At 44.5% G+C, this 18179-nt stretch carries 18 protein-coding genes; 14 read left to right on the top strand and 4 right to left on the bottom strand.

Annotated elements, in window-relative coordinates; all coding sequences use genetic code 11:
- Positions 1-2: 2 nt before the first annotated feature.
- From DFP81_RS07140 to DFP81_RS07130, 3 genes are all read right to left on the bottom strand, one after another.
- On the bottom strand, positions 3-197 hold the full coding sequence (locus tag DFP81_RS07140; protein ID WP_115897088.1) for a (2Fe-2S)-binding protein: 195 nt from the start codon (positions 195-197) through the stop codon (positions 3-5).
- A 189-nt stretch (positions 198-386) separates the two neighbouring features.
- The gene (locus DFP81_RS07135; RefSeq protein ID WP_115897087.1) at positions 387-1037 is read right to left on the bottom strand and encodes a DsbA family oxidoreductase; all 651 of its coding nucleotides are present in this window, start codon (positions 1035-1037) and stop codon (positions 387-389) included.
- A 33-nt stretch (positions 1038-1070) separates the two neighbouring features.
- Entirely contained in the window at positions 1071-1745 is a 675-nt protein-coding gene (locus DFP81_RS07130) for a DNA-3-methyladenine glycosylase I (protein WP_115897086.1), read from the bottom strand.
- Positions 1746-1897: 152 nt separating this feature from the next.
- Between DFP81_RS07130 and DFP81_RS07125 the strand changes: the two genes are divergently transcribed.
- From DFP81_RS07125 to DFP81_RS07105, 5 genes are all read left to right on the top strand, one after another.
- Entirely contained in the window at positions 1898-2623 is a 726-nt protein-coding gene (locus DFP81_RS07125; RefSeq protein WP_115897085.1) for a pyridoxine 5'-phosphate synthase, read from the top strand.
- A gap of 22 nt (positions 2624-2645) precedes the next feature.
- Positions 2646-3269 (top strand): tRNA-uridine aminocarboxypropyltransferase, encoded by a 624-nt coding sequence (locus DFP81_RS07120; RefSeq protein ID WP_115897084.1) that lies wholly within the window; start codon positions 2646-2648, stop codon positions 3267-3269.
- Positions 3270-3273: 4 nt separating this feature from the next.
- Complete coding sequence (locus DFP81_RS07115) at positions 3274-3561, top strand: DUF1244 domain-containing protein (RefSeq protein ID WP_115897083.1); 288 nt, start codon at positions 3274-3276, stop codon at positions 3559-3561.
- A 215-nt stretch (positions 3562-3776) separates the two neighbouring features.
- Positions 3777-4271, top strand: coding sequence for a transglutaminase-like cysteine peptidase (locus DFP81_RS07110; RefSeq protein WP_115897320.1), 495 nt, complete (start codon positions 3777-3779; stop codon positions 4269-4271).
- A gap of 10 nt (positions 4272-4281) precedes the next feature.
- Positions 4282-6237 carry a bifunctional diguanylate cyclase/phosphodiesterase gene (locus tag DFP81_RS07105; RefSeq protein WP_115897082.1) on the top strand — a complete coding sequence of 652 codons (1956 nt, stop codon included), beginning with the start codon at positions 4282-4284 and terminating at the stop codon, positions 6235-6237.
- Between the two features lie 98 nt (positions 6238-6335).
- On the opposite strand, the gene DFP81_RS07100 is transcribed toward DFP81_RS07105, so the two are convergent.
- Positions 6336-6701, bottom strand: coding sequence for a hypothetical protein (locus DFP81_RS07100; RefSeq protein ID WP_115897081.1), 366 nt, complete (start codon positions 6699-6701; stop codon positions 6336-6338).
- Positions 6702-6842: 141 nt separating this feature from the next.
- Between DFP81_RS07100 and DFP81_RS07095 the strand changes: the two genes are divergently transcribed.
- The 9 genes from DFP81_RS07095 (at position 6843) to DFP81_RS07055 (ending at position 18150) form a co-directional block, all read left to right on the top strand.
- Positions 6843-9134 carry a type I secretion system permease/ATPase gene (locus DFP81_RS07095; protein WP_115897080.1) on the top strand — a complete coding sequence of 764 codons (2292 nt, stop codon included), beginning with the start codon at positions 6843-6845 and terminating at the stop codon, positions 9132-9134.
- 1 nt (position 9135) lies between these two features.
- The gene (locus DFP81_RS07090) at positions 9136-10470 is read left to right on the top strand and encodes an HlyD family type I secretion periplasmic adaptor subunit (RefSeq protein ID WP_115897079.1); all 1335 of its coding nucleotides are present in this window, start codon (positions 9136-9138) and stop codon (positions 10468-10470) included.
- 91 nt (positions 10471-10561) lie between these two features.
- The gene (locus tag DFP81_RS07085; RefSeq protein WP_245959107.1) at positions 10562-11218 is read left to right on the top strand and encodes a response regulator transcription factor; all 657 of its coding nucleotides are present in this window, start codon (positions 10562-10564) and stop codon (positions 11216-11218) included.
- 202 nt (positions 11219-11420) lie between these two features.
- Complete coding sequence (locus DFP81_RS07080) at positions 11421-12023, top strand: ANTAR domain-containing response regulator (protein WP_245959106.1); 603 nt, start codon at positions 11421-11423, stop codon at positions 12021-12023.
- On the top strand, positions 12020-13210 hold the full coding sequence (locus DFP81_RS07075) for a CmpA/NrtA family ABC transporter substrate-binding protein (RefSeq protein WP_115897077.1): 1191 nt from the start codon (positions 12020-12022) through the stop codon (positions 13208-13210). Before DFP81_RS07080 ends, DFP81_RS07075 begins: the two co-directional genes overlap by 4 nt.
- Positions 13211-13538: 328 nt before the next feature.
- Positions 13539-14948, top strand: coding sequence for a CmpA/NrtA family ABC transporter substrate-binding protein (locus tag DFP81_RS07070; RefSeq protein ID WP_115897076.1), 1410 nt, complete (start codon positions 13539-13541; stop codon positions 14946-14948).
- Positions 14949-15016: 68 nt separating this feature from the next.
- Positions 15017-15988: an ABC transporter permease gene (locus tag DFP81_RS07065; RefSeq protein WP_115897075.1), complete on the top strand. Its 972-nt coding sequence runs from the start codon at positions 15017-15019 to the stop codon at positions 15986-15988.
- A gap of 13 nt (positions 15989-16001) precedes the next feature.
- Entirely contained in the window at positions 16002-16847 is an 846-nt protein-coding gene (locus tag DFP81_RS07060) for an ABC transporter ATP-binding protein (protein ID WP_115897074.1), read from the top strand.
- A gap of 58 nt (positions 16848-16905) precedes the next feature.
- Positions 16906-18150: an NAD(P)/FAD-dependent oxidoreductase gene (locus tag DFP81_RS07055; RefSeq protein ID WP_115897073.1), complete on the top strand. Its 1245-nt coding sequence runs from the start codon at positions 16906-16908 to the stop codon at positions 18148-18150.
- The last annotated feature ends 29 nt before the right edge of the window (positions 18151-18179 follow it).

Genomic DNA, 18179 nt, shown 5'->3' with positions numbered 1-18179 from the left:
ATTTAAGCGGCTTGAAACTGGGTTTCTGCAATTTGCAGAAGCTCATCGTTTAATATCTTCTTTGCGCATTGGCAGCACTTGCCACACTGGTTTCCCAAGTTTGTTTCTTGGTACAGTGCTCTCATTGTGGTTGCACCTTCTTGGATCGATTGTTTAATTTGACCATCGGTGACACCGTTACAAAGACATACGTACATAAATGAAAATCACTCTCGTTAATGTTCCAATAATGCGATTCTAGTTCGAATGCAAATGATTATCAACGGATAAAAATTTATCTATTTAAATTCTTTAATAGATTTTAACTTTGAGTGAATTTTGTACGAATCAATCGTCGATTGATTCGTACAAAGAGAAGGCTTCAGTAGGGGGGGCTTTCTTGTTGGCTATTTGAGCGCTGGGCTTTTGTTGGCTATGTCGGTAAGTATTTTAAGAAAATCTTCAGGAGTGTGGGCGCCATGGACCATATATTGATCATTGATCACATAGGTTGGTGCTGAAGTAATTTCTAAACTCTTCAAACGATCAATTTTTTTCTCCACAATACTGCGCGCCTTATCTTGAATCGCGTATTGCAGCTCGTTTTCTTTCATGCCAATGCTGAGCGCAATTTCTTCCAGCTTGGCTTGTTTGCCAATATCTTGACCTAAAGTAAAGTGCGCGTGGAACAAAGCCAGTGCCAAAGGGGTTGCTAAGTCCACCTTGCTTGCCGCTAAAATAAACTGATGTGCGAGCTTAGTATTAGGTAAGCGATCTTTTTCTGAAAAATTAAAGGTGATGCCATTTTCGATGCCAACTTGCTGCAGCGCGTGAGTGGCTTCGGTTAAGCGCTCTTGGCTACCAAAACGTTTTGTTAGGTAGCTTTCCCTATCTTCCCCTGTAGGGGGAATATCAGGATGCAGTTCAAATGGTTGCCAGCGAATATCGATACGATAATCGTCGCCTAATTGATCAATTGCTTGTTTTAATCTTGTGTACCCTAAATAACTCCAAGGGCACACGACATCTGAAATGATATCGATGCGTAGATCTGCCATATTTTCTCCTAACGGGTAGTGCTGTAACTGTAATTAATTGACGCTCATCGCAATGCATTGGCTGATTTCATTGAGTGATCGACCACTTTCTTTTTGCCAATGATTGAAGGCCGCTTGGGCTGCTAGAAGCGCAGATTTTGTGTCTTTTCCTGTGCTGATAATCTCGTTTAGACGTAAGTAACCCTCGACATCGCGGGTCATTAAAAAGGTGTCCTTGCCCATGATGCGTAAGGTATATGGGCCAGTGTTACCACCAAGTCGCTTTCCATGTTGTTTTAGATAGAGCCATAACCCTATGATGTCATGACTGGGCCAGTCCGCAATAAATTTAGCAAAAGAGCCATGACTGAGTTGGCATTCATGGATCATGAGGGCATTTTCTCGAATCGTCATGACTTTGCCTAAGTGGCGAATAATGCGTGGATCTTTGGCTTTTTCTTCCCACATCTCATCATGAATTAAGAGCATTTTCTCGATGTCGAAGCCAAAGAAGACGCTTTCAAAGCCTTCCCATTTATTTCTTACCACTTGCCAATTAATGCCTGACTGAAAAATTTTCTGCGAAAAAGCCGCCAACCAGCGGTCATCGGAATGTTGGCAAAGTTGTTCTGAGCTGGCAGGTTTAGTGAGCTGCTGCTCTAGCGTGTGTTGTCCGCCATGCCTTAAGGCGGCGCGCTCATAAATTGTTTGAAATGGTTCGTACTGCATCACGGCTCCTTTTTTCTGGCGGCAAGTTTACCACAAGGACTGTAAGCTGAGCGGGGTCGATAAAAGGAATTGATGTGGTAATTTAGTGATGTCTGATACGGCTTTGTCTTATAATGCGATGAAATACATTCAGATGGATCGAGAGAAGTTAAATGACACACTTAAGCGTTAACTTGAATAAAATAGGCTTACTTCGGAATTCTCGTGGCAGAAACTATCCAAACATGGTCGAAATGGCAAAGCGCACATTGGATCTAGGGGCATTTGGTATCACGATTCACCCAAGGCCAGACCAGCGTCATGCGACCTATCAAGATGCCTATGACCTAAAAGAATTGCTAAAAAGCTACCCGACAGCTGAGCTGAATATTGAGGGTTTTCCGGACGAGCAGTTTTTAAATGTGGTATTAGAAGTGGCACCTCATCAATGTACTTTGGTACCTGATGATCCAAATCAGTTGACCTCGGACCATGGCTGGAATATTGCTCGTGATCAAGATGCGCTGCGTCCTGTGATTGCTAAGTTGAAAGACAAAGGTATTCGAGTGGTGCTGTTTATGGACCCTGATGCAGACAATATGGCGCTGGCGAAAGAAGTCGGGGCGGACCGTGTAGAATTGTATACCGAAGCCTTTGCTAACCAGTACGGTGAAGAAGGTTTTGAAACAATAGCACAGGGTTACCAAGAGGCTGCGCAAGCAGCATTAGAAGTCGGGCTTGGCGTGAATGCAGGGCACGATCTCGATCTTACAAACATTGAAATGTTATGTCAGCCAGGGCGTATTACAGAGGTGTCTATTGGGCACGCTTTGACGGTAGAAGCGCTCGACTTAGGCTGGGATAATGTGATCAAAGCTTACTTAGCAAAATTGTCTTAAAGAAGCGGCCTGCGGTTGATTAATGACTAATTCAAAGCGCAAGCGCTGTGCAGGTTGTGGTTTTTTGCAATCACAATGTGTCTGTCATTTGCGGCCTGAACCTCGACAGCTTGGTCTGCGCATTATTGTGCTACAAGACCCTAAAGAGGCAAAGCATGCAAAAAACACGGTGACCTTGCTGACCTTGGCGTTGCCGCAAGTCACGTGTATTGCAATGGATGACAGCACCTTGCTCGCACAGCTGCAGGCGTTAGATCTAAGCCAGTGGCGCTTGCTGTACCCAAGTGAGCAAGCGCAGCCCATCGAGACTTTACAGGATACTGAAGCAACTCAGATTGAAGGGGTGATTCTAATTGATGCGACTTGGCGCAAAGCCAAGCGCTTTTATTTGAGTCAGCCGTTTCTTCATGGAATAAAGGGGCTGTGCTTTGCGTCGCCGCCCCCGGCACAGTATGAAATTCGTAAGTCGCCCGATGCTTATGCGCTCTCTACCCTAGAAGCATGTTGTTATGCTATTGAACAAATAAGCGCGGAAAACATGCAACCAATCAGAGATTTTATGGTCGCATCTATTGACTGGCAATGGCGTCATCAACCGAGCAGCCATAAACACCCACCAGCCACTATAACGAACACATTAAGGTAAGGTCATGGATAAGCAAACAGAAATAGAAGCGGCGGTATTTCGTCGCCTTTTAAAGCACCTAGATGAAAACAAGTCAGTACAGAACATTGATTTAATGAATTTAGCGGACTTTTGTCGTAATTGCCTAAGCAAATGGTATGTCTCAGAAGCTCAAACAAGAGGTGTCGAGATAGAGTATGAAGCCGCGCGTGAATATGTTTATGGTGAGCCTTATGCAGACTGGAAAAAGAAATACCAGCCTGCTGCCACCCCTGAGCAGTTGGCTGCTTTTGCCGCGAAAAACGATAAATAAGGCTTTTCGTGCTGTTGCGCCGCTTTAATCCTCTGTTTTTTTTAGCCAAGACGGCCCGCACTCAAAAGCGGGCCGTCTGTTTGGCGTTGATTCTGTGTGTCATTCCCCAATTTTGGTTGTATGCTGATATTTCAAACAAATATTTTGCCATCGCGCAAAAGGTTGGCAAACAATATGGCAGAGGCGCAGAACAGAGGATTTTTGCTTGGCGAGCAATGATTGATGAATCGAAGGATCTGCCCATTGCTGAAAAGCTGAAGGCGGTGAATAATTTCTTTAATATGATGGACTTTGTCAGTGACATTAAACATTGGGGTAAAGAAGATTATTGGGCTACGCCGATTGAGTTTTTGGCCTCCAGGGGGGGAGATTGTGAAGATTTTACTATTGCGAAATATTTTGCATTGCGTGAACTTGGTGTGCCAGATGAGAAGTTGCGTCTGGTTTATGTTAAAGCGTTAACCCTTAATGAGCACCATATGGTGTTGGCTTATTACCATACTCCAACCTCTGTTCCCGTGTTGTTAGATAATTTGGATAAAGAGTTGAAGCCAGCCTCGAAGCGACCAGATTTATTACCTATTTATTCTTTTAATGCAAAAAATCTGTGGTTGTCTAAAGAAAAAGGGCGTGGGCAGCTAGTAGGAGGTTCATCACGATTAAGTCTTTGGACCGATTTAAATAACCGACTCGCTAAGTACAATAACTAGGAGAATCAGAGTGACGCTATTTCGCCAGTTGATGATGACGATTGTTGTCATTTTTTCAGTAATACTAGTGGTTGTGATGGGAATTAATTTCAATACAACGAAAGGCTATTTGATCAACCAATTAGAGTCGACAACACAAGACTCAGCCACGTCACTTAGTATGTCAGTGTCTGATTTTATGGCCGCCCAAGATTATGCCTCAGTCGACAGTAGCATTAATGCCGTGTTTGATAGTGGTTATTTCTCTGAAGTACGAATTCATGTTTACGCTACAGACAAAGACATCATCCGTTCTAATCCAATGAAAATTAATGGTGTCCCACAATGGTTTATTAAACTGATTAGTTTTGATGTGCCGCAAGCGAATGCGGTTATTTCCAATGGCTGGAATGAATTAGGTCAGGTCTACATAACGGGCAGTGCAGGTTATGGTTATTACCAGCTATGGTCAGCCACTCGAGACTTGCTGTTGTCATTTGTGATTATCGGTGTGTTCACCATCTTGTTTGGCAGTATCGCACTGCGCTACCTATTTAAACCGCTGGCAGAAGTAGAAAAACAAGCGGAAGCGATTCAGCAAAGACAATTTATTAGAATGGAAAAACTGCCCAAAACTCGGGAGTTGAAGTCCGTAGTGCAGTCAATGAATCGACTGACCGAAAAGCTTGAAAAAGATTTTGATGCAGAAGCGGAAACGGTCCAGTGGTTACAAGCAAAAGCCTTTAAGGACCCAGTGAGCGGTCTAGGGAATCGGCACTTTTTTGAAAGCCAAGCCAAGTCCTATTTCTCCAGTAGCGACCGAACCATGGATGGCTTAATGCTGGTAAACCTGTCCGATTTGGGCAAGCTAAACAATGAGCGAGGCTTTGAAGCGGCGGATATGTTTATTCGTGCTTCCGCGCAGATTATGACCGAGAAAGTGAACAGTGTTGCGTCTTCTGTGTCAGTAGCTCGCTTGTCTGGTGCGGACTTTATTATTTTAATTCCGAATATCGACCAAGCAAGATTGCAAAAGGTGGTGAACGATATTTTAGAGGGCTTGATGACCCTGATACCGAATCAAGTTTCTTACGGCGAAGCGGTGGCTAATATAGGCGCTGTCGCCTTAAGTGGTAATGTCAGTCGTTCTAGTGCAATGGCTCAAGCTGATGCCGCTTTACGTGAAGCTAAAGCCAGCGGCCCCAATACAAGTCGAGTGTTTGATGCCATTACAGGCCAAGAGATGGCGATCGGTAGATTGGCATGGAAAGAGATTTTAGAGAAAGCCATTTTGGACAAGGCTTTCTTGCTAAGAAAGCAGAAAGTTGTCTTTTTTGAAAGCGATAGTAACGTCATGCATGAAGAAGTGTTCGCCAGTTTAGAGCACGATGGAAAGCAATATCATGCAGGTTATTTTATTGGCTTGGCAGAGCAGTTTGATCTAGGTGATCAATTGGACAAAGTTATTATTCAGCGGGTGATTGAGTTTATCTCACGCCGAAAAGAGATAGTGAAAACACCTCTGGCGATCAACTTGGCAGCCTCGGCTTATGCAAAAGAAGCCTTTATGACTTGGTTGGACCAAACACTACAGGGGTTAGATCATACTCTGCGCAGTCAGCTCGCCTTTGAAGTCACTGAACAAAGCGTGCTTGGTGCTGAAGAACAGGTGTTGCGCTTGTCTCAAATGCTCAAAAAACACGGCGTGTCTTTTGGGGTAGATAATGTCGGGAAGCAGTTTACTACTTTCCATTATTTGCAGCAGCTAATGCCAGACTATGTGAAGGTTGACCCATCTTATACCAAAATGGCGACAGGGAAGGAGTCAGAATCTTTCTTTATGCATATCCTGTGTAAGATGTTTAGTAGCTTAAATATTCAAGTCATTGCAACAGGAATCGAAAGTGAGCAGCAATTAAGTCGCTTGGCCAAATTTGATATTGCCGCAGGCCAGGGGTTCGTTGTCGCGCGGGCGCAAGACATGTAAGCGAATTGATAGTCTATTTACTGTTTATTGTGTATCTAGATAGAAGTCAGTGAGAAACGCGCTACAGTGACTGATTGAATAGCCTATGTTAGTTTGGCTTATATCAATGAGTCATTGTCACTGCTAGAAAACTCTTCGTCGATAAGGCTCTCGTCGCCACTGCTGTGTACGCCACGTACCCATTTTCGGCTGAGCAATTTTTTCTGTGCCGCTATAGGCAGTTCAGTGAACTGAATAATGCGCTTTTCAGATAATAAATCGATTAAATCCTCGATGATCCGCATCATGTCGTTATCTGAACCAGACAGAAGTTCTTGGGTGTTGGTTTCAGTGCTTTTGAATTTCTCTTCTAATAATGCGGCAACGATTGGGTCATCAGGCGCCACCAGTACCTTGTAGTCATCAGACTGGGTTGTTGCGACATCAATGATAGCGCCATCTTTGTTCACTTTTGCGTAGAGCACGATGTTTCTCCAATGTGTTATTTTGTATAGTTCTTTAATCAGACTTTCTATCTTACTTGATAAGAACTATTCTAGACTATAAATAGGTAAAGTAGATGTTTAAGTCTATGTTTTTTTTATGTTTAAGGGGTAAAAGGAAGTATGTCTGACTCTACCCGTACGGGGCAAGACCACACCACAGCGGAAGACGCAGCCACGAATGCCCAAGTGGAAACTCAGCCCACAGATGACACCACTAAACCTCATAGTGAGGCATCAGAAGAGGCGCCCACCGGTGCACAGCAGGCCCAATGGCAAGTCGCAGGGAGTGATCTAGAATATCCCAATCCTTTATTAGACTGCTTGGTGTTACTGAGTAAATATTTTCATAATCCATATTCTGCCGATTCAATTGCCGCAGGGCTTCCCATTACAGATAACGATATGACACCAGCGTTGTTTAAGCGCGCTGCACAACGTATCGGCATCAGCTCGCGCTTTATTAAGCGACCTTTGCTTAAAATACCTAGCATGGTGCTACCTGCCGTGTTGTTGTTAAAAGATCATCAAGCTTGCGTTTTATTGAGTATCGATCATCAAAATAAAACGGCCACGGTAATGCGACCTGAAGCAGGAGAAGGGGAGTTTACGCTGTCTTTGGATGAGTTGATGGCGGCTTACAGTGGGTATTGTTTCTTTGTTAAGCCGATTTATCAGTTTGATAAACGGTCTGAAAAAGAAAGCGAGAAAGCGAGCAAAAAGCATTGGTTCTGGGGCACGATTACTCGTTCGTGGCGAATTTATCGCGATGTGTTTATCGCCTCCTTATTGATTAATGTTTTCGCGGTCGCTAGCCCTCTTTTTGTTATGAATGTCTATGACCGAGTGGTGCCCAATAACGCGTTTGATACCTTGTGGGTATTGGCGATTGGCGCGACGGTTGTCTATATGTTCGACTTTTTATTGCGCACATTGAGAGCCTACTTTATTGATATTGCAGGAAAAAAATCAGATATCCTGATTTCAGCCTCGATTTTTTCTAAAGTAAACAACATTACTATGGCGTCGCGTCCCCAGTCGGTTGGGGCGTTCGCTAAAAACCTACAAGAATTTGAGAGTATCCGCGACTTTATCACCTCTGCCTCTATTACCACTTTAGTAGACATTCCATTTATGTTCCTAATTGTGGGGGTTATTTGGTTAATTGGTGGGCCAGTAGGGTATATACCTATCATCACGATATTTTTGATTCTCATGTACAGTGTGATTATTCAGGTACCGTTGCGCCGTTCTATTGAAGAAAGCCAAAAAACCGCATCGCAAAAAAATGCCGTGTTGATTGAAAGTTTGTACAACGCAGAAAGCGTTAAGTTGAATAATGCGGAAGGTGTATTGCAACAGAAGTGGGAAACGGCGGTTGGGAATATTGCGGATTGGGGGGTAAAAACACGACAACTGGCTCAATCCAGCTCCTCATTTGCTGCTATGGCACAGCAGTTAACCACAGTCGTTATTGTTATTGTGGGTGTTTATCAAATTTCTGAAGGCAATATGAGCATGGGGGCGCTAGTCGCCTCGGTGATGCTAACAGGTCGAGCTCTTGGGCCGATGGCGCAGGTAGCTGGCTTGGCAACCCGCTATAACCAAGCTAAGTCTGCGTTTACTTCATTGAATGAAATCATGAATTCGCCGGTTGAAAACCCAGACGATGTGAAGTTTGTACATCGTCCAAAATTTGACGGGGCGTTTCAATTCGACGCGGTAAGTTTTGCCTACCCAGAGCAAGAACAAGCAGCGATCAGTGCCATTAATATCAATATCAAGCCGGGTGAAAAAGTAGGGATTATCGGCCGTATTGGTTCGGGTAAATCAACCCTGGGCAAGTTAATGACAGGGCTTTATACCCCTATGGATGGCGCGGTACGTGTGGACGGTGTGGACGTGCGCCAAATTAACCCAACAGACTTACGTCGCAATGTTGGTTCGGTTTCGCAAGACGTCACTTTATTCTACGGCTCTATTCGCGACAATATCGTGATGGGTGTCCCTTACATGGAAGATGAAGCCATTTTGCGTGCTGCTGAACTGTCTGGGGTATCTGAGTTTGCCAACCGTAAGCCTAGCGGGCTTGACAGTATTGTGGGTGAGCGTGGCATGCAATTGTCTGGTGGTCAACGCCAAAGCATTGCTATCGCTCGGGCCCTGCTATTCGATCCGCCGATCCTTATCTTAGATGAGCCTACTGCCTCTATGGATAACACCACAGAGACCAGAATGAAGCGCCGACTCATGAATGTTGTGAAAGACAAAACCTTGATCTTAATTACCCATAAAGCATCCATGTTGGATATGGTGGATCGGATTATAGTGATGGATAACGGTCGATTAATTGCAGATGGTCCTAAAGCGCAAGTTCATGAGGCGCTTCGACAAGGCAAGCTTAAGGTTAGTTAACATGACAAAAAAATCGAACAAGATATCACAGTCTGATCTGGGCTTTTTAAATGACAAAAACTCGGCCCTGATGCTAAAAACCCCACGGGGTGGGCGCATTATTCTATGGGTGATTTTTATTTTTGTGGTCGCGGCTGTTGTTTGGGCTGATAACACAGAGTTTGATGAAATCACGGTCGGTGATGGTAAAGTCATCCCTTCTAGTCAGGTACAGCAAATTCAAAATTTAGAAGGCGGTATTCTTAAAGAGATTAACACTCGCGTAGGGCAGACCGTTGAGCGCGGGCAGATTCTGATGACGATTGAAAATACAGAAGCGCTTTCTTCCCTTCGAGAGCAAGAGGCGGAGTCGGTTAACTTACGAGCTCGAGCCACGCGCCTACAAGCAGAGGCGTTAGGGGAAGAGCCAACGTTTGACTCAGAAATGCGTGCCTTACACCCAGATGTAGTGAACCGTGAAATGGAGCTGTATAAAAACCGCGCAGCATCATTACGCAGTAACCAACTTGTCTTCGATCAACAAGTGGCACAAAAACAACAAGAAATTGTTGAGCAAAAAGCCAAACTCAGTAATCTACAGCGTAGCTTTGAGTTGTCGACCGAAGAATTAAACTTAACGCGGCCTGCTTTCGAGCAAGGTGCGGTTTCACGGGTCGAGTTGCTTCAGTTAGAGCGGCAGGTAAACCAGCTAAAAGGGGATTTAGAAGCAACAAAGCTGGCGTTACCTAGGGCGCGTTCGGCGTTAAAAGAAGCGGAAAATAAGCTTAACGAGAGCAGTGCGAAATTCCGTGCGGATGCGCAGGAAGATCTCACTAAGGTGCGTAGTAAGTTGGACCAACTTCGTGAAGCAAATGTTTCTTTGCAAGATAAGGTTTCGCGAACACAAGTCCGGTCACCAGTGAAAGGGATTGTTAAACAGCTACAGATTAATACGGTGGGAGGGGTTATTACCCCAGGTATGAATTTGTTAGAAATCGTCCCTATTGAAGACTCCTTGCTAATAGAAGCAAAAGTGCGACCAAAAGACATAGGCTTTATTAAGCCTGGACTGCATGCAGTGGTCAAACTGACAGCATATGATTTCTCTGTCTATGGTGGCTTGCAGGCGACGGTCGAAAATATCAGTGCCGACACCATTTTGGATGAAGAAGGTGAGAGCTTTTATTTGGTACGCGTCAGAACAGAGCGTAATTATCTGGGCAGTGATCAACAAAACCTGCCTATCATACCAGGTATGCAAGCCACTGTAGATGTAATCACAGGTAAGAAAACCTTATTAGATTACTTGTTGAAGCCTATCATCAAAGCAAAACAAAATGCTTTACATGAAAGGTAACAAACCGAGGTTGCGTTAGACAAAAGCATAACAAATTTTCACAATTAGCTTTTAGTATCACGAGTAGAATGAAAGCTAAAGAGATTAAAAGGTGAAAGACGCTTTGAATATTTTGTGTTGGAATACCGATGATGCAGTTTGGAATCATTGGCAAAAAGTCGTCGAAAAAGGGATTGTATTAACACGGGTTGTTAAGCTGGAAGAAGTACGCTCTCATCTTGATAGACAAGCAGACAAGGCTTATCAGTACATCTTTGTATTTTTAGAAGATGAAGCCTTCTCGAAAAAAGTAGAAGAGGTGGCTTTACTGCGCCGTAGTTACCCTGATACTAAAATAGTGGTTTTTCCCAACCAACCGAGTCAGGCCGCCGCGCTTAGGTTGCTTTCTCTTGGCGTGAGTGGTCAGTGTGCTCCTTATATTGGTGCAGAGCAGCTTGCTCTTGTTTTGTCGGTTGTTGGTGCGGGTGAAATATGGGGGGGGAAACAGTTTATTGAAAACCTGATCGCACAATCTTTACCCCAAGCTCAGTCTAATGAAGATACCGAGTTGTTGCAGTCTCTATCGGAGCGTGAGCAAGATGTAGTGCGTTATATCGCCCATGGTTTGTCGAATAAGCAAATCGCCAGCGAAATGGACATTACTGAAAGAACGGTGAAATCTCACCTAACGACTGTCTTTAAAAAAACGCACACAAAAGATCGCCTTTCGTTGGCTCTTTTGGTGCAAGGCTCCACTTTTGTGCATTAATACCTTCCTTGCAACATAATCCAATGACGTTAGCGATAGTTTCTATTGCTAACGCATTTGATTTCATTAAAAAAATCTCCTCATCGCTTTTCTAAATGCTCTTTTTTTGGCTCCTTAGGGGCTAACTCACTTTATTTTGTCTCATTATGGCGCACTTATTGCTTTGTATAGGTTGTTTGTAGCGGTTGTCGAGAGACTATACATGTCCCCCCCAGAAAAAGAATTGACTGTCATGCTGGTTGATAACGAGCCTGCCCGAGCGGCTATTGTCGAACAAGCGATGTTGGACAGTGGTTATCGAGTGATTCGTCGCCTTGAAAATGCTCAGAATTTGACTCAAGCAGTGACAGAAAGTCAGCCTGATATGGTGATCATTGATATTGAATCTCCAGATCGAGATATGTTGGAAAATATGTCTCGCTTAACGAAGGATAATCCTAGACCCATTGTGATGTTTGCCGAAGAAGATGACTCAAAATATGTGGAGGCAGCGATCCGAGCAGGTGTCAGCGCTTATGTGGTTGATGGCGTTCAAAGTGGCAGTGTAAAAGCCCTCCTGCAAGTGGCGATTGCTCGCTTCCGAGAATTTCAAGCGTTACGTTTAGAGCTGGATTCAGTAAAAACTCAGCTTGAGGATAGAAAGGTCATCGAAAAAGCCAAAGGACTAATTATGAAACATCAAGTATGTGATGAGCCTGCGGCCTATCAAGCTCTAAGAAAACTAGCAATGGATCGCAGTCAGCGCATGATAGACGTTGCTAGGAATGTTATCTCTGTGATGGAGTTGTTGGGGGAGAAGAGATGAATATAACAGCACCTAATACTGTGAGTTTACAGTCACAGCCTGTGCGCGTTGGTTTTATACCCTTGATCGACTGTGCGCCCTTTGTTGTTGCTCATGAGAAGGGATTTTTCTGCGCACAAGGGGTCCAAGTTGAATTATCAAAAGAAGCATCTTGGGCCAGTATCCGAGATAAGGTGGCGTTTAATTTATTGGATGGGGCGCATATGTTGGCGTCGCTGCCGATCGCTGCCAGTTTGGGTATTGGTACGGTAAAAACATCGATGGAAAGCAGCTTTACTGTGAGTCACAACGGTAATGCAGTGACGGTAAGTAACGCGCTGTATCAAAACCTAGTTAAGTTCAGTAATGATGTGCAAGATATTCGTTCTGGGGCGGCCTTGAAGCGCTTTATAGCCAGTAAAAAACCTACCGATCCAACACTTCGCTTTGCCATTGTTTATCCGTATTCCTCGCACAATTACCAGCTCCGAGACTGGCTTGCTCAAGCAGGTATAGACCCAGATAAAGATGTGCAGATTATTGTTATCACACCTGCCCAGATGATGAGCTATTTAAAACAAAATGAAATTGATGGCTACTGTGTTGGTGAACCCTGGAACAGCTTAGCGGTTGAGCAAGGTGTCGGCCACATTTTGGTAACAGGCTACGACATTTGGGGAAGTACCCCAGAAAAAGTATTTGGTGTGAATTCGTTATGGGCAGCACAGAATCCCGATGTGTATCTGGCGATGATTCGGGCCTTAAACCGTGCTTGCGAGTGGGTGGATGATAAACAGAATCAAAGTGAATTATTGAGTTTATTAAGCCAACCAGATTATCTGAATTGTCCAGCTGAGCAGCTTATCTATGGTTTCAATACGCTAAAGCCAAAAGGACAGTTCGATTGGCCTCTTGAGGCCTATCAACGCTTTTCTGGTGCTGACATTAATCGACCGCTTCCCAATTATGCTTTATGGATCCTAGCGCAAATGTCCCGTTGGCAGCAATTGGCGAAAATTCCGTCATTAAATCAAGTGGTAGAGCAGGTATATCGACAAGAATTGTATTATCAAGCCCTTGGTCTAGTGTGCCCTGAAGGGGGAAGTTGGAAAATCACCAAACAACAAGAGAAGGCGTTTTTAGCTGCAGTCGCTTCAGGAAACGTCAGGCTGCATCCTGATGGGGTATTGAAAGGGATTTGTTTCTAAGTTGACTTGTTATGGTGCAAGAGCGTGTGAAAGCTGCGCTAAAATGATCAAATAATCGATAAAAAACGACACTTAATATTTTTTCATTTGATTAAATTATTATTTATCAATGATTTAGAGTTTTTGGCATAGTCCATGCTTTATGTTTAGAAGCAGAAGATTTACTTGATAGCAAAACGGTGAAATTAGCGACGACTGTTAATTGTCACCCTCAAATTAAGTTGTTCATGACTGAATGACAGAAGAATGGCAAAGGCGCCTGCGGACACATAGATTGTGATTCGCATGCGCCTTTTTTTGTTTTTATAGCCTAAGCGGAGTGTTGATAATGAACTTGAAATCGAAGAAAGCCTGGTTACCTTTAGCGAAGTTAGCAGCAAGCACCCAAAAAGTGACGTTATCACTGCTGGTCGGATCCGCAGTTTTTTCAAGTGTTGTTCATGCAGAGCTGGGCTACCCAGAAAAAGAAGAGCTGAAGTTTGGCTTTATTAAATTGACGGATATGGCGCCGCTTGCCATTGCCTATGAGAAAGGCTATTTCGAGGATGAAGGTTTGTATGTCACCTTGGAAGCGCAAGCCAATTGGAAAGTACTGTTGGATCGCGTTATTGATGGGCAACTTGATGGTGCACATATGTTGGCGGGGCAACCACTTGGCGCCACCATCGGTTATGGTACAAAAGCGCATATCGTGACGGCCTTTAGTATGGACCTCAACGGCAATGGCATTACAGTATCAAATGATGTTTGGCAGCAAATGAAGCAGCATATTCCCAACGGTGCCGATGGTAAGCCCGTTCATCCGATCAGTGCCAGTGCTTTAAAACCTGTGATTGAGAGTTTTAAAGAGCAGGGTAAGCGTTTCAATATGGGGATGGTTTTTCCGGTTTCGACGCACAACTATGAGCTGCGTTATTGGCTAGCGGCGGGGGGCATCAACCCTGGTTACTATTCCCCTAAAACAGGTGATATCAGTGGGCAAATTAATGCTGATGCTTATTTGTCTGTTACGCCTCCGCCACAAATGCCTGCCACCATGGAAGCGGGCACTATTTCCGGTTATTGCGTAGGCGAACCTTGGAATCAACAGGCGGTATTTAAAGGAATTGGTGTGCCGGTTATTACTGACTATGAAATCTGGAAGAACAACCCTGAGAAAGTCTTTGGTGTCAGCCAGGCATGGGCAGATAAGTACCCTAATACGCATATTCACGTTGTCAAAGCGCTTATCAGAGCGGCCAAATGGTTAGACGAAAACAACAATGCTAATCGTCCTGAAGCAGTGAAGATATTGGCGCGCAGTGAATACGTAGGGGCAGATGAAAAAGTCATTGCTAACAGTATGACTGGCACCTTTGAGTATGAAAAAGGCGACAAGCGTGAGATTCCAGACTTTAACGTGTTCTTCCGCCATAACGCCACTTATCCTTATTACAGCGATGCTATTTGGTATCTCACGCAAATGCGCCGTTGGGGGCAAATCCCAGATGCAAAATCGGATGACTGGTATATGGATACCGCGAAGGAAGTCTACCGTCCTGCTATTTATCAGCAAGCGGCAGAGTCTTTGATCGAAGAGGGTCTAATGACAGCGGCGGATTTCCCAGACTTTGCGACAGAAGATGGCTTTAAACCACCTCAAGGTGAGTTTATTGATGATGTGGTTTATGACGGTAAACAACCTAATGCGTATTTGAACAGTTTCACCATAGGGCTAAAGGGGGATGATCAAATTTAATATCAATGGCCTGGCTGTGTGCACGCACAGCCTTCCTTTTTTAGTTGTAGCGTAAGAGTGACGTTATTATGAAAACACCAAATATATCAACCACAGCGTTAAAAGATTGGTTGGCGAGCTTTTCTTTGAAGGCGATATTTTTTCCGATTTTTGGCATTGTGGCCTTCTTACTTCTATGGCAAGTCGGTGCGAGTAAAGTACATACTTCTTTAGGGGAGTTTCCAGGCCCTGTCGTGGTATATCAACAGTGGAACAGCTTGTTGGATGACCATAGACGTGAAAAGGTTAAAGAAACTAAGTTTTACGAACGCCAAGAGGTGCGTATTGAAAAGCGCCAAGCGAAAGACCCAAGCTATGTCGGAAAAATACGCAGTTATACAGGCAAGCCTACTTTTTTTGAGCAGATCTTCACCAGCCTTTATACGGTACTAGCAGGGTTTGGTTTAGCAACCTTGATTGCGATTCCCGTGGGTATTTTGATCGGCTTAAACAGCTCAGTTTACAGTGCTTTAAACCCGATCATTCAGATTTTCAAACCGGTTTCTCCCTTAGCTTGGTTGCCGCTTGTGACCATGGTGGTCAGTGCTACCTATGTTACTAACGACCCGATGTTTTCCAAATCTTTTCTTACCTCCATGTTTACTGTGACGCTTTGTTGTATGTGGCCGACTTTGGTCAATACGGCTGTGGGTGTGGCAGCGATTGATAAAGACCTCTTGAATGTGTCTAAAGTGCTGCAACTTGGTTGGTTAACTCATGTGGTCAAGATTGTCATTCCTTCCGCCATTCCATTGATGTTTACCGGTTTGCGTTTGTCTTTGGGTATTGCTTGGATGGTATTGATTGCTGCTGAGATGTTGGCGCAAAACCCAGGGTTAGGAAAGTTTGTTTGGGACGAATTTCAAAACGGTAGTTCGAATTCTTTAGGCCGCATTATGGTGGCGGTTTTGATGATTGGCTTTATCGGCTTTTTATTAGACCGAGCGATGTTAACGGTGCAACGGTTTGTGTCGTGGGATAAGAGCCAAATATTACGCTAATTAGGAGAATAGTATGTCTACGCACCTTGATATAAGTAAAGTATCGATTGAATTCCCCACTCCAAAGGGGCCATTTAAGGCGCTTGATGAAGTGAGTCTTAAAATCGCCAAAGGGGAGTTTGTTTCTCTTATTGGGCATTCTGGTTGCGGTAAATCCACCGTGTTAAATATTGTTGCTGGTCTTTATGATGCAACAGAGGGTGGCGTGTTGTTGGATGGTAAAGAAGTGCGCGGGCCAGGGCCTGAGCGCGCGGTTGTGTTTCAGAATCATTCTTTGCTGCCTTGGCTGACGGCCTATGAAAATGTCGAACTCGCGGTAAAAAGAGTGTTTAAGGGTAAAAAATCCAAAAAAGAAATGCATGAATGGATCTTACATAACCTGGCTTTAGTGCATATGAGTCATGCCGCAGACAAACGCCCCAACGAGATCTCAGGAGGCATGAAACAGCGTGTTGGCATTGCTCGCGCGCTGGCGATGGAGCCGAGTGTGCTACTGATGGATGAGCCTTTTGGTGCGTTGGATGCGTTAACCCGTGCACACTTGCAAGACTCATTGATGGAAATTCAAAAAGACCTAAACAACACTGTGATCATGATTACCCACGATGTGGATGAGGCGGTATTGCTCTCCGATCGAATTATCATGATGACCAATGGACCTGCGGCCACGGTGGGTGAAATTCTCAGTGTGGACCTAGAACGACCTCGTGATCGATTGGCATTAGCGAATGACCCTAAGTATGTCAATTATCGAGCGCAAGTACTTACCTTCTTATATGAAAAGCAGCGTAAAGTTGAGCCCATTACACAAGCCTCTAAAGTCGTGACGAGCACGGCTAGTCGAGCGGCAAGCGCTTAAATGATGGGTATCAATAGTCGGATGGATTGGCAGCTGCAGAATAAAGAGGAGGTGGTTTATGCGTAGTGTTATAGCCGCATCGTTGCGTAAAGAGCGCATTGTTATCGTTGGTGGTGGTATGGCTGGCAGCAAGTTGGCTTATGAATTATGCCAACAGCAGAATAAGTCGACGCAGATTACTTTGATCGGTGAAGAAAAGCAGCTTGGCTACAATCGCATCATGCTCTCATCCTTGTTAGCAAACGACATTACTCAAGCAGACATGGCGTTAGTGGATACACAAAAAATGATCCTATCTGGTGCTGAAATTGTGTCTGGTGACCCTGTTCAGGGCATTTCAGCCGAGGACAAAAGTCTAAGCTTGCACAGTGGTCGAACCCTTTATTATGACAAGCTTATTCTTGCAACTGGGTCTAGAGCAAGCATTCTGCCGATTCAAGGTGCGTCAGCGGAGAATGTTATTGGTTTTCGTAATTGGCAAGATGTGCAGACCATGTCAGCAATGGCGGGGTCTCAGCCAGTTAGTGTGATTGGTGGTGGTTTGTTGGGGCTCGAAGCCGCCGTGGGTTTAGCCAAACGTGGCCATCAAGTTACCGTTTTTCATCGCTCAAAGTACTTATTAAACCGACAGCTAGATCGAGAATCGGCACGTTTGTTGCAGAATAAATTAGAAACAATGGGGATCACATTTCTTTTAGGGGAATCACCGCAAGCCTTGTTGCATAACGACCAAGGTGTGGTCAGTCATATTGAACGGGCAGATGGCAGCATCATGGCGACAAATTTAGTTGTGATGGCCGCTGGTATTACCCCAGAAGTGAAGGTGGCGAAACAAGCCGGTTTGCAGATTAACCGCGCCATCCTTGTTGATGCACAAATGAGAACCTCTTGCCCAGATGTTTTTGCGCTTGGTGAGTGTTGCGAGTTTGACGGTCAAACCTTTGGTTTAGTCGCCCCAATATGGTCTCAAATTAATGTGTTATTGGCGGTACTGGCTGGAAAACACGCTGACTTTTCCGTGGCGCCAGTTCCCACCAAACTGAAAGTTTCCGGTGTGAATCTTTTCTCCGTAGGAAGGATTCAGCCGACGGCAGATGATAACTGCATCGTTTTTCAGGACGAAGGCTCCAATCATTATCGCAAACTGATAGTCAACGACGGCTATTTAGTAGGCGCAATTCTCTATGGCAACGTCGCCGATGGTAGCTGGTACTTCCAGCTTATTCAAAATAAGACCAATGTCTCTGACATGCTTGATTTACTGGTCTTTGGCGAAGCGTACTGCCAATCCAAAGTTGCCTAAAACAAGCCTTTCTAGACGCGGTCAGCCTG

Origin of the sequence: Marinomonas pollencensis, assembly GCF_003387375.1 — a bacterium.
Classification (GTDB): domain Bacteria; phylum Pseudomonadota; class Gammaproteobacteria; order Pseudomonadales; family Marinomonadaceae; genus Marinomonas; species Marinomonas pollencensis.
This window is presented reverse-complemented; position numbering and strand designations above follow the sequence as displayed.

Coding starts and splice junctions, on each gene's coding strand:
- DFP81_RS07140 (WP_115897088.1), bottom strand. CDS start 197: ATGTACGTATGTCTTTGTAACGGTGTCACCGATGGTCAAATTAAACAA.
- DFP81_RS07135 (WP_115897087.1), bottom strand. CDS start 1,037: ATGGCAGATCTACGCATCGATATCATTTCAGATGTCGTGTGCCCTTGG.
- DFP81_RS07130 (WP_115897086.1), bottom strand. CDS start 1,745: ATGCAGTACGAACCATTTCAAACAATTTATGAGCGCGCCGCCTTAAGG.
- DFP81_RS07125 (WP_115897085.1), top strand. CDS start 1,898: ATGACACACTTAAGCGTTAACTTGAATAAAATAGGCTTACTTCGGAAT.
- DFP81_RS07120 (WP_115897084.1), top strand. CDS start 2,646: ATGACTAATTCAAAGCGCAAGCGCTGTGCAGGTTGTGGTTTTTTGCAA.
- DFP81_RS07115 (WP_115897083.1), top strand. CDS start 3,274: ATGGATAAGCAAACAGAAATAGAAGCGGCGGTATTTCGTCGCCTTTTA.
- DFP81_RS07110 (WP_115897320.1), top strand. CDS start 3,777: ATGATTGATGAATCGAAGGATCTGCCCATTGCTGAAAAGCTGAAGGCG.
- DFP81_RS07095 (WP_115897080.1), top strand. CDS start 6,843: ATGTCTGACTCTACCCGTACGGGGCAAGACCACACCACAGCGGAAGAC.
- DFP81_RS07090 (WP_115897079.1), top strand. CDS start 9,136: ATGACAAAAAAATCGAACAAGATATCACAGTCTGATCTGGGCTTTTTA.
- DFP81_RS07080 (WP_245959106.1), top strand. CDS start 11,421: ATGTCCCCCCCAGAAAAAGAATTGACTGTCATGCTGGTTGATAACGAG.
- DFP81_RS07075 (WP_115897077.1), top strand. CDS start 12,020: ATGAATATAACAGCACCTAATACTGTGAGTTTACAGTCACAGCCTGTG.
- DFP81_RS07070 (WP_115897076.1), top strand. CDS start 13,539: ATGAACTTGAAATCGAAGAAAGCCTGGTTACCTTTAGCGAAGTTAGCA.
- DFP81_RS07065 (WP_115897075.1), top strand. CDS start 15,017: ATGAAAACACCAAATATATCAACCACAGCGTTAAAAGATTGGTTGGCG.
- DFP81_RS07060 (WP_115897074.1), top strand. CDS start 16,002: ATGTCTACGCACCTTGATATAAGTAAAGTATCGATTGAATTCCCCACT.
- DFP81_RS07055 (WP_115897073.1), top strand. CDS start 16,906: ATGCGTAGTGTTATAGCCGCATCGTTGCGTAAAGAGCGCATTGTTATC.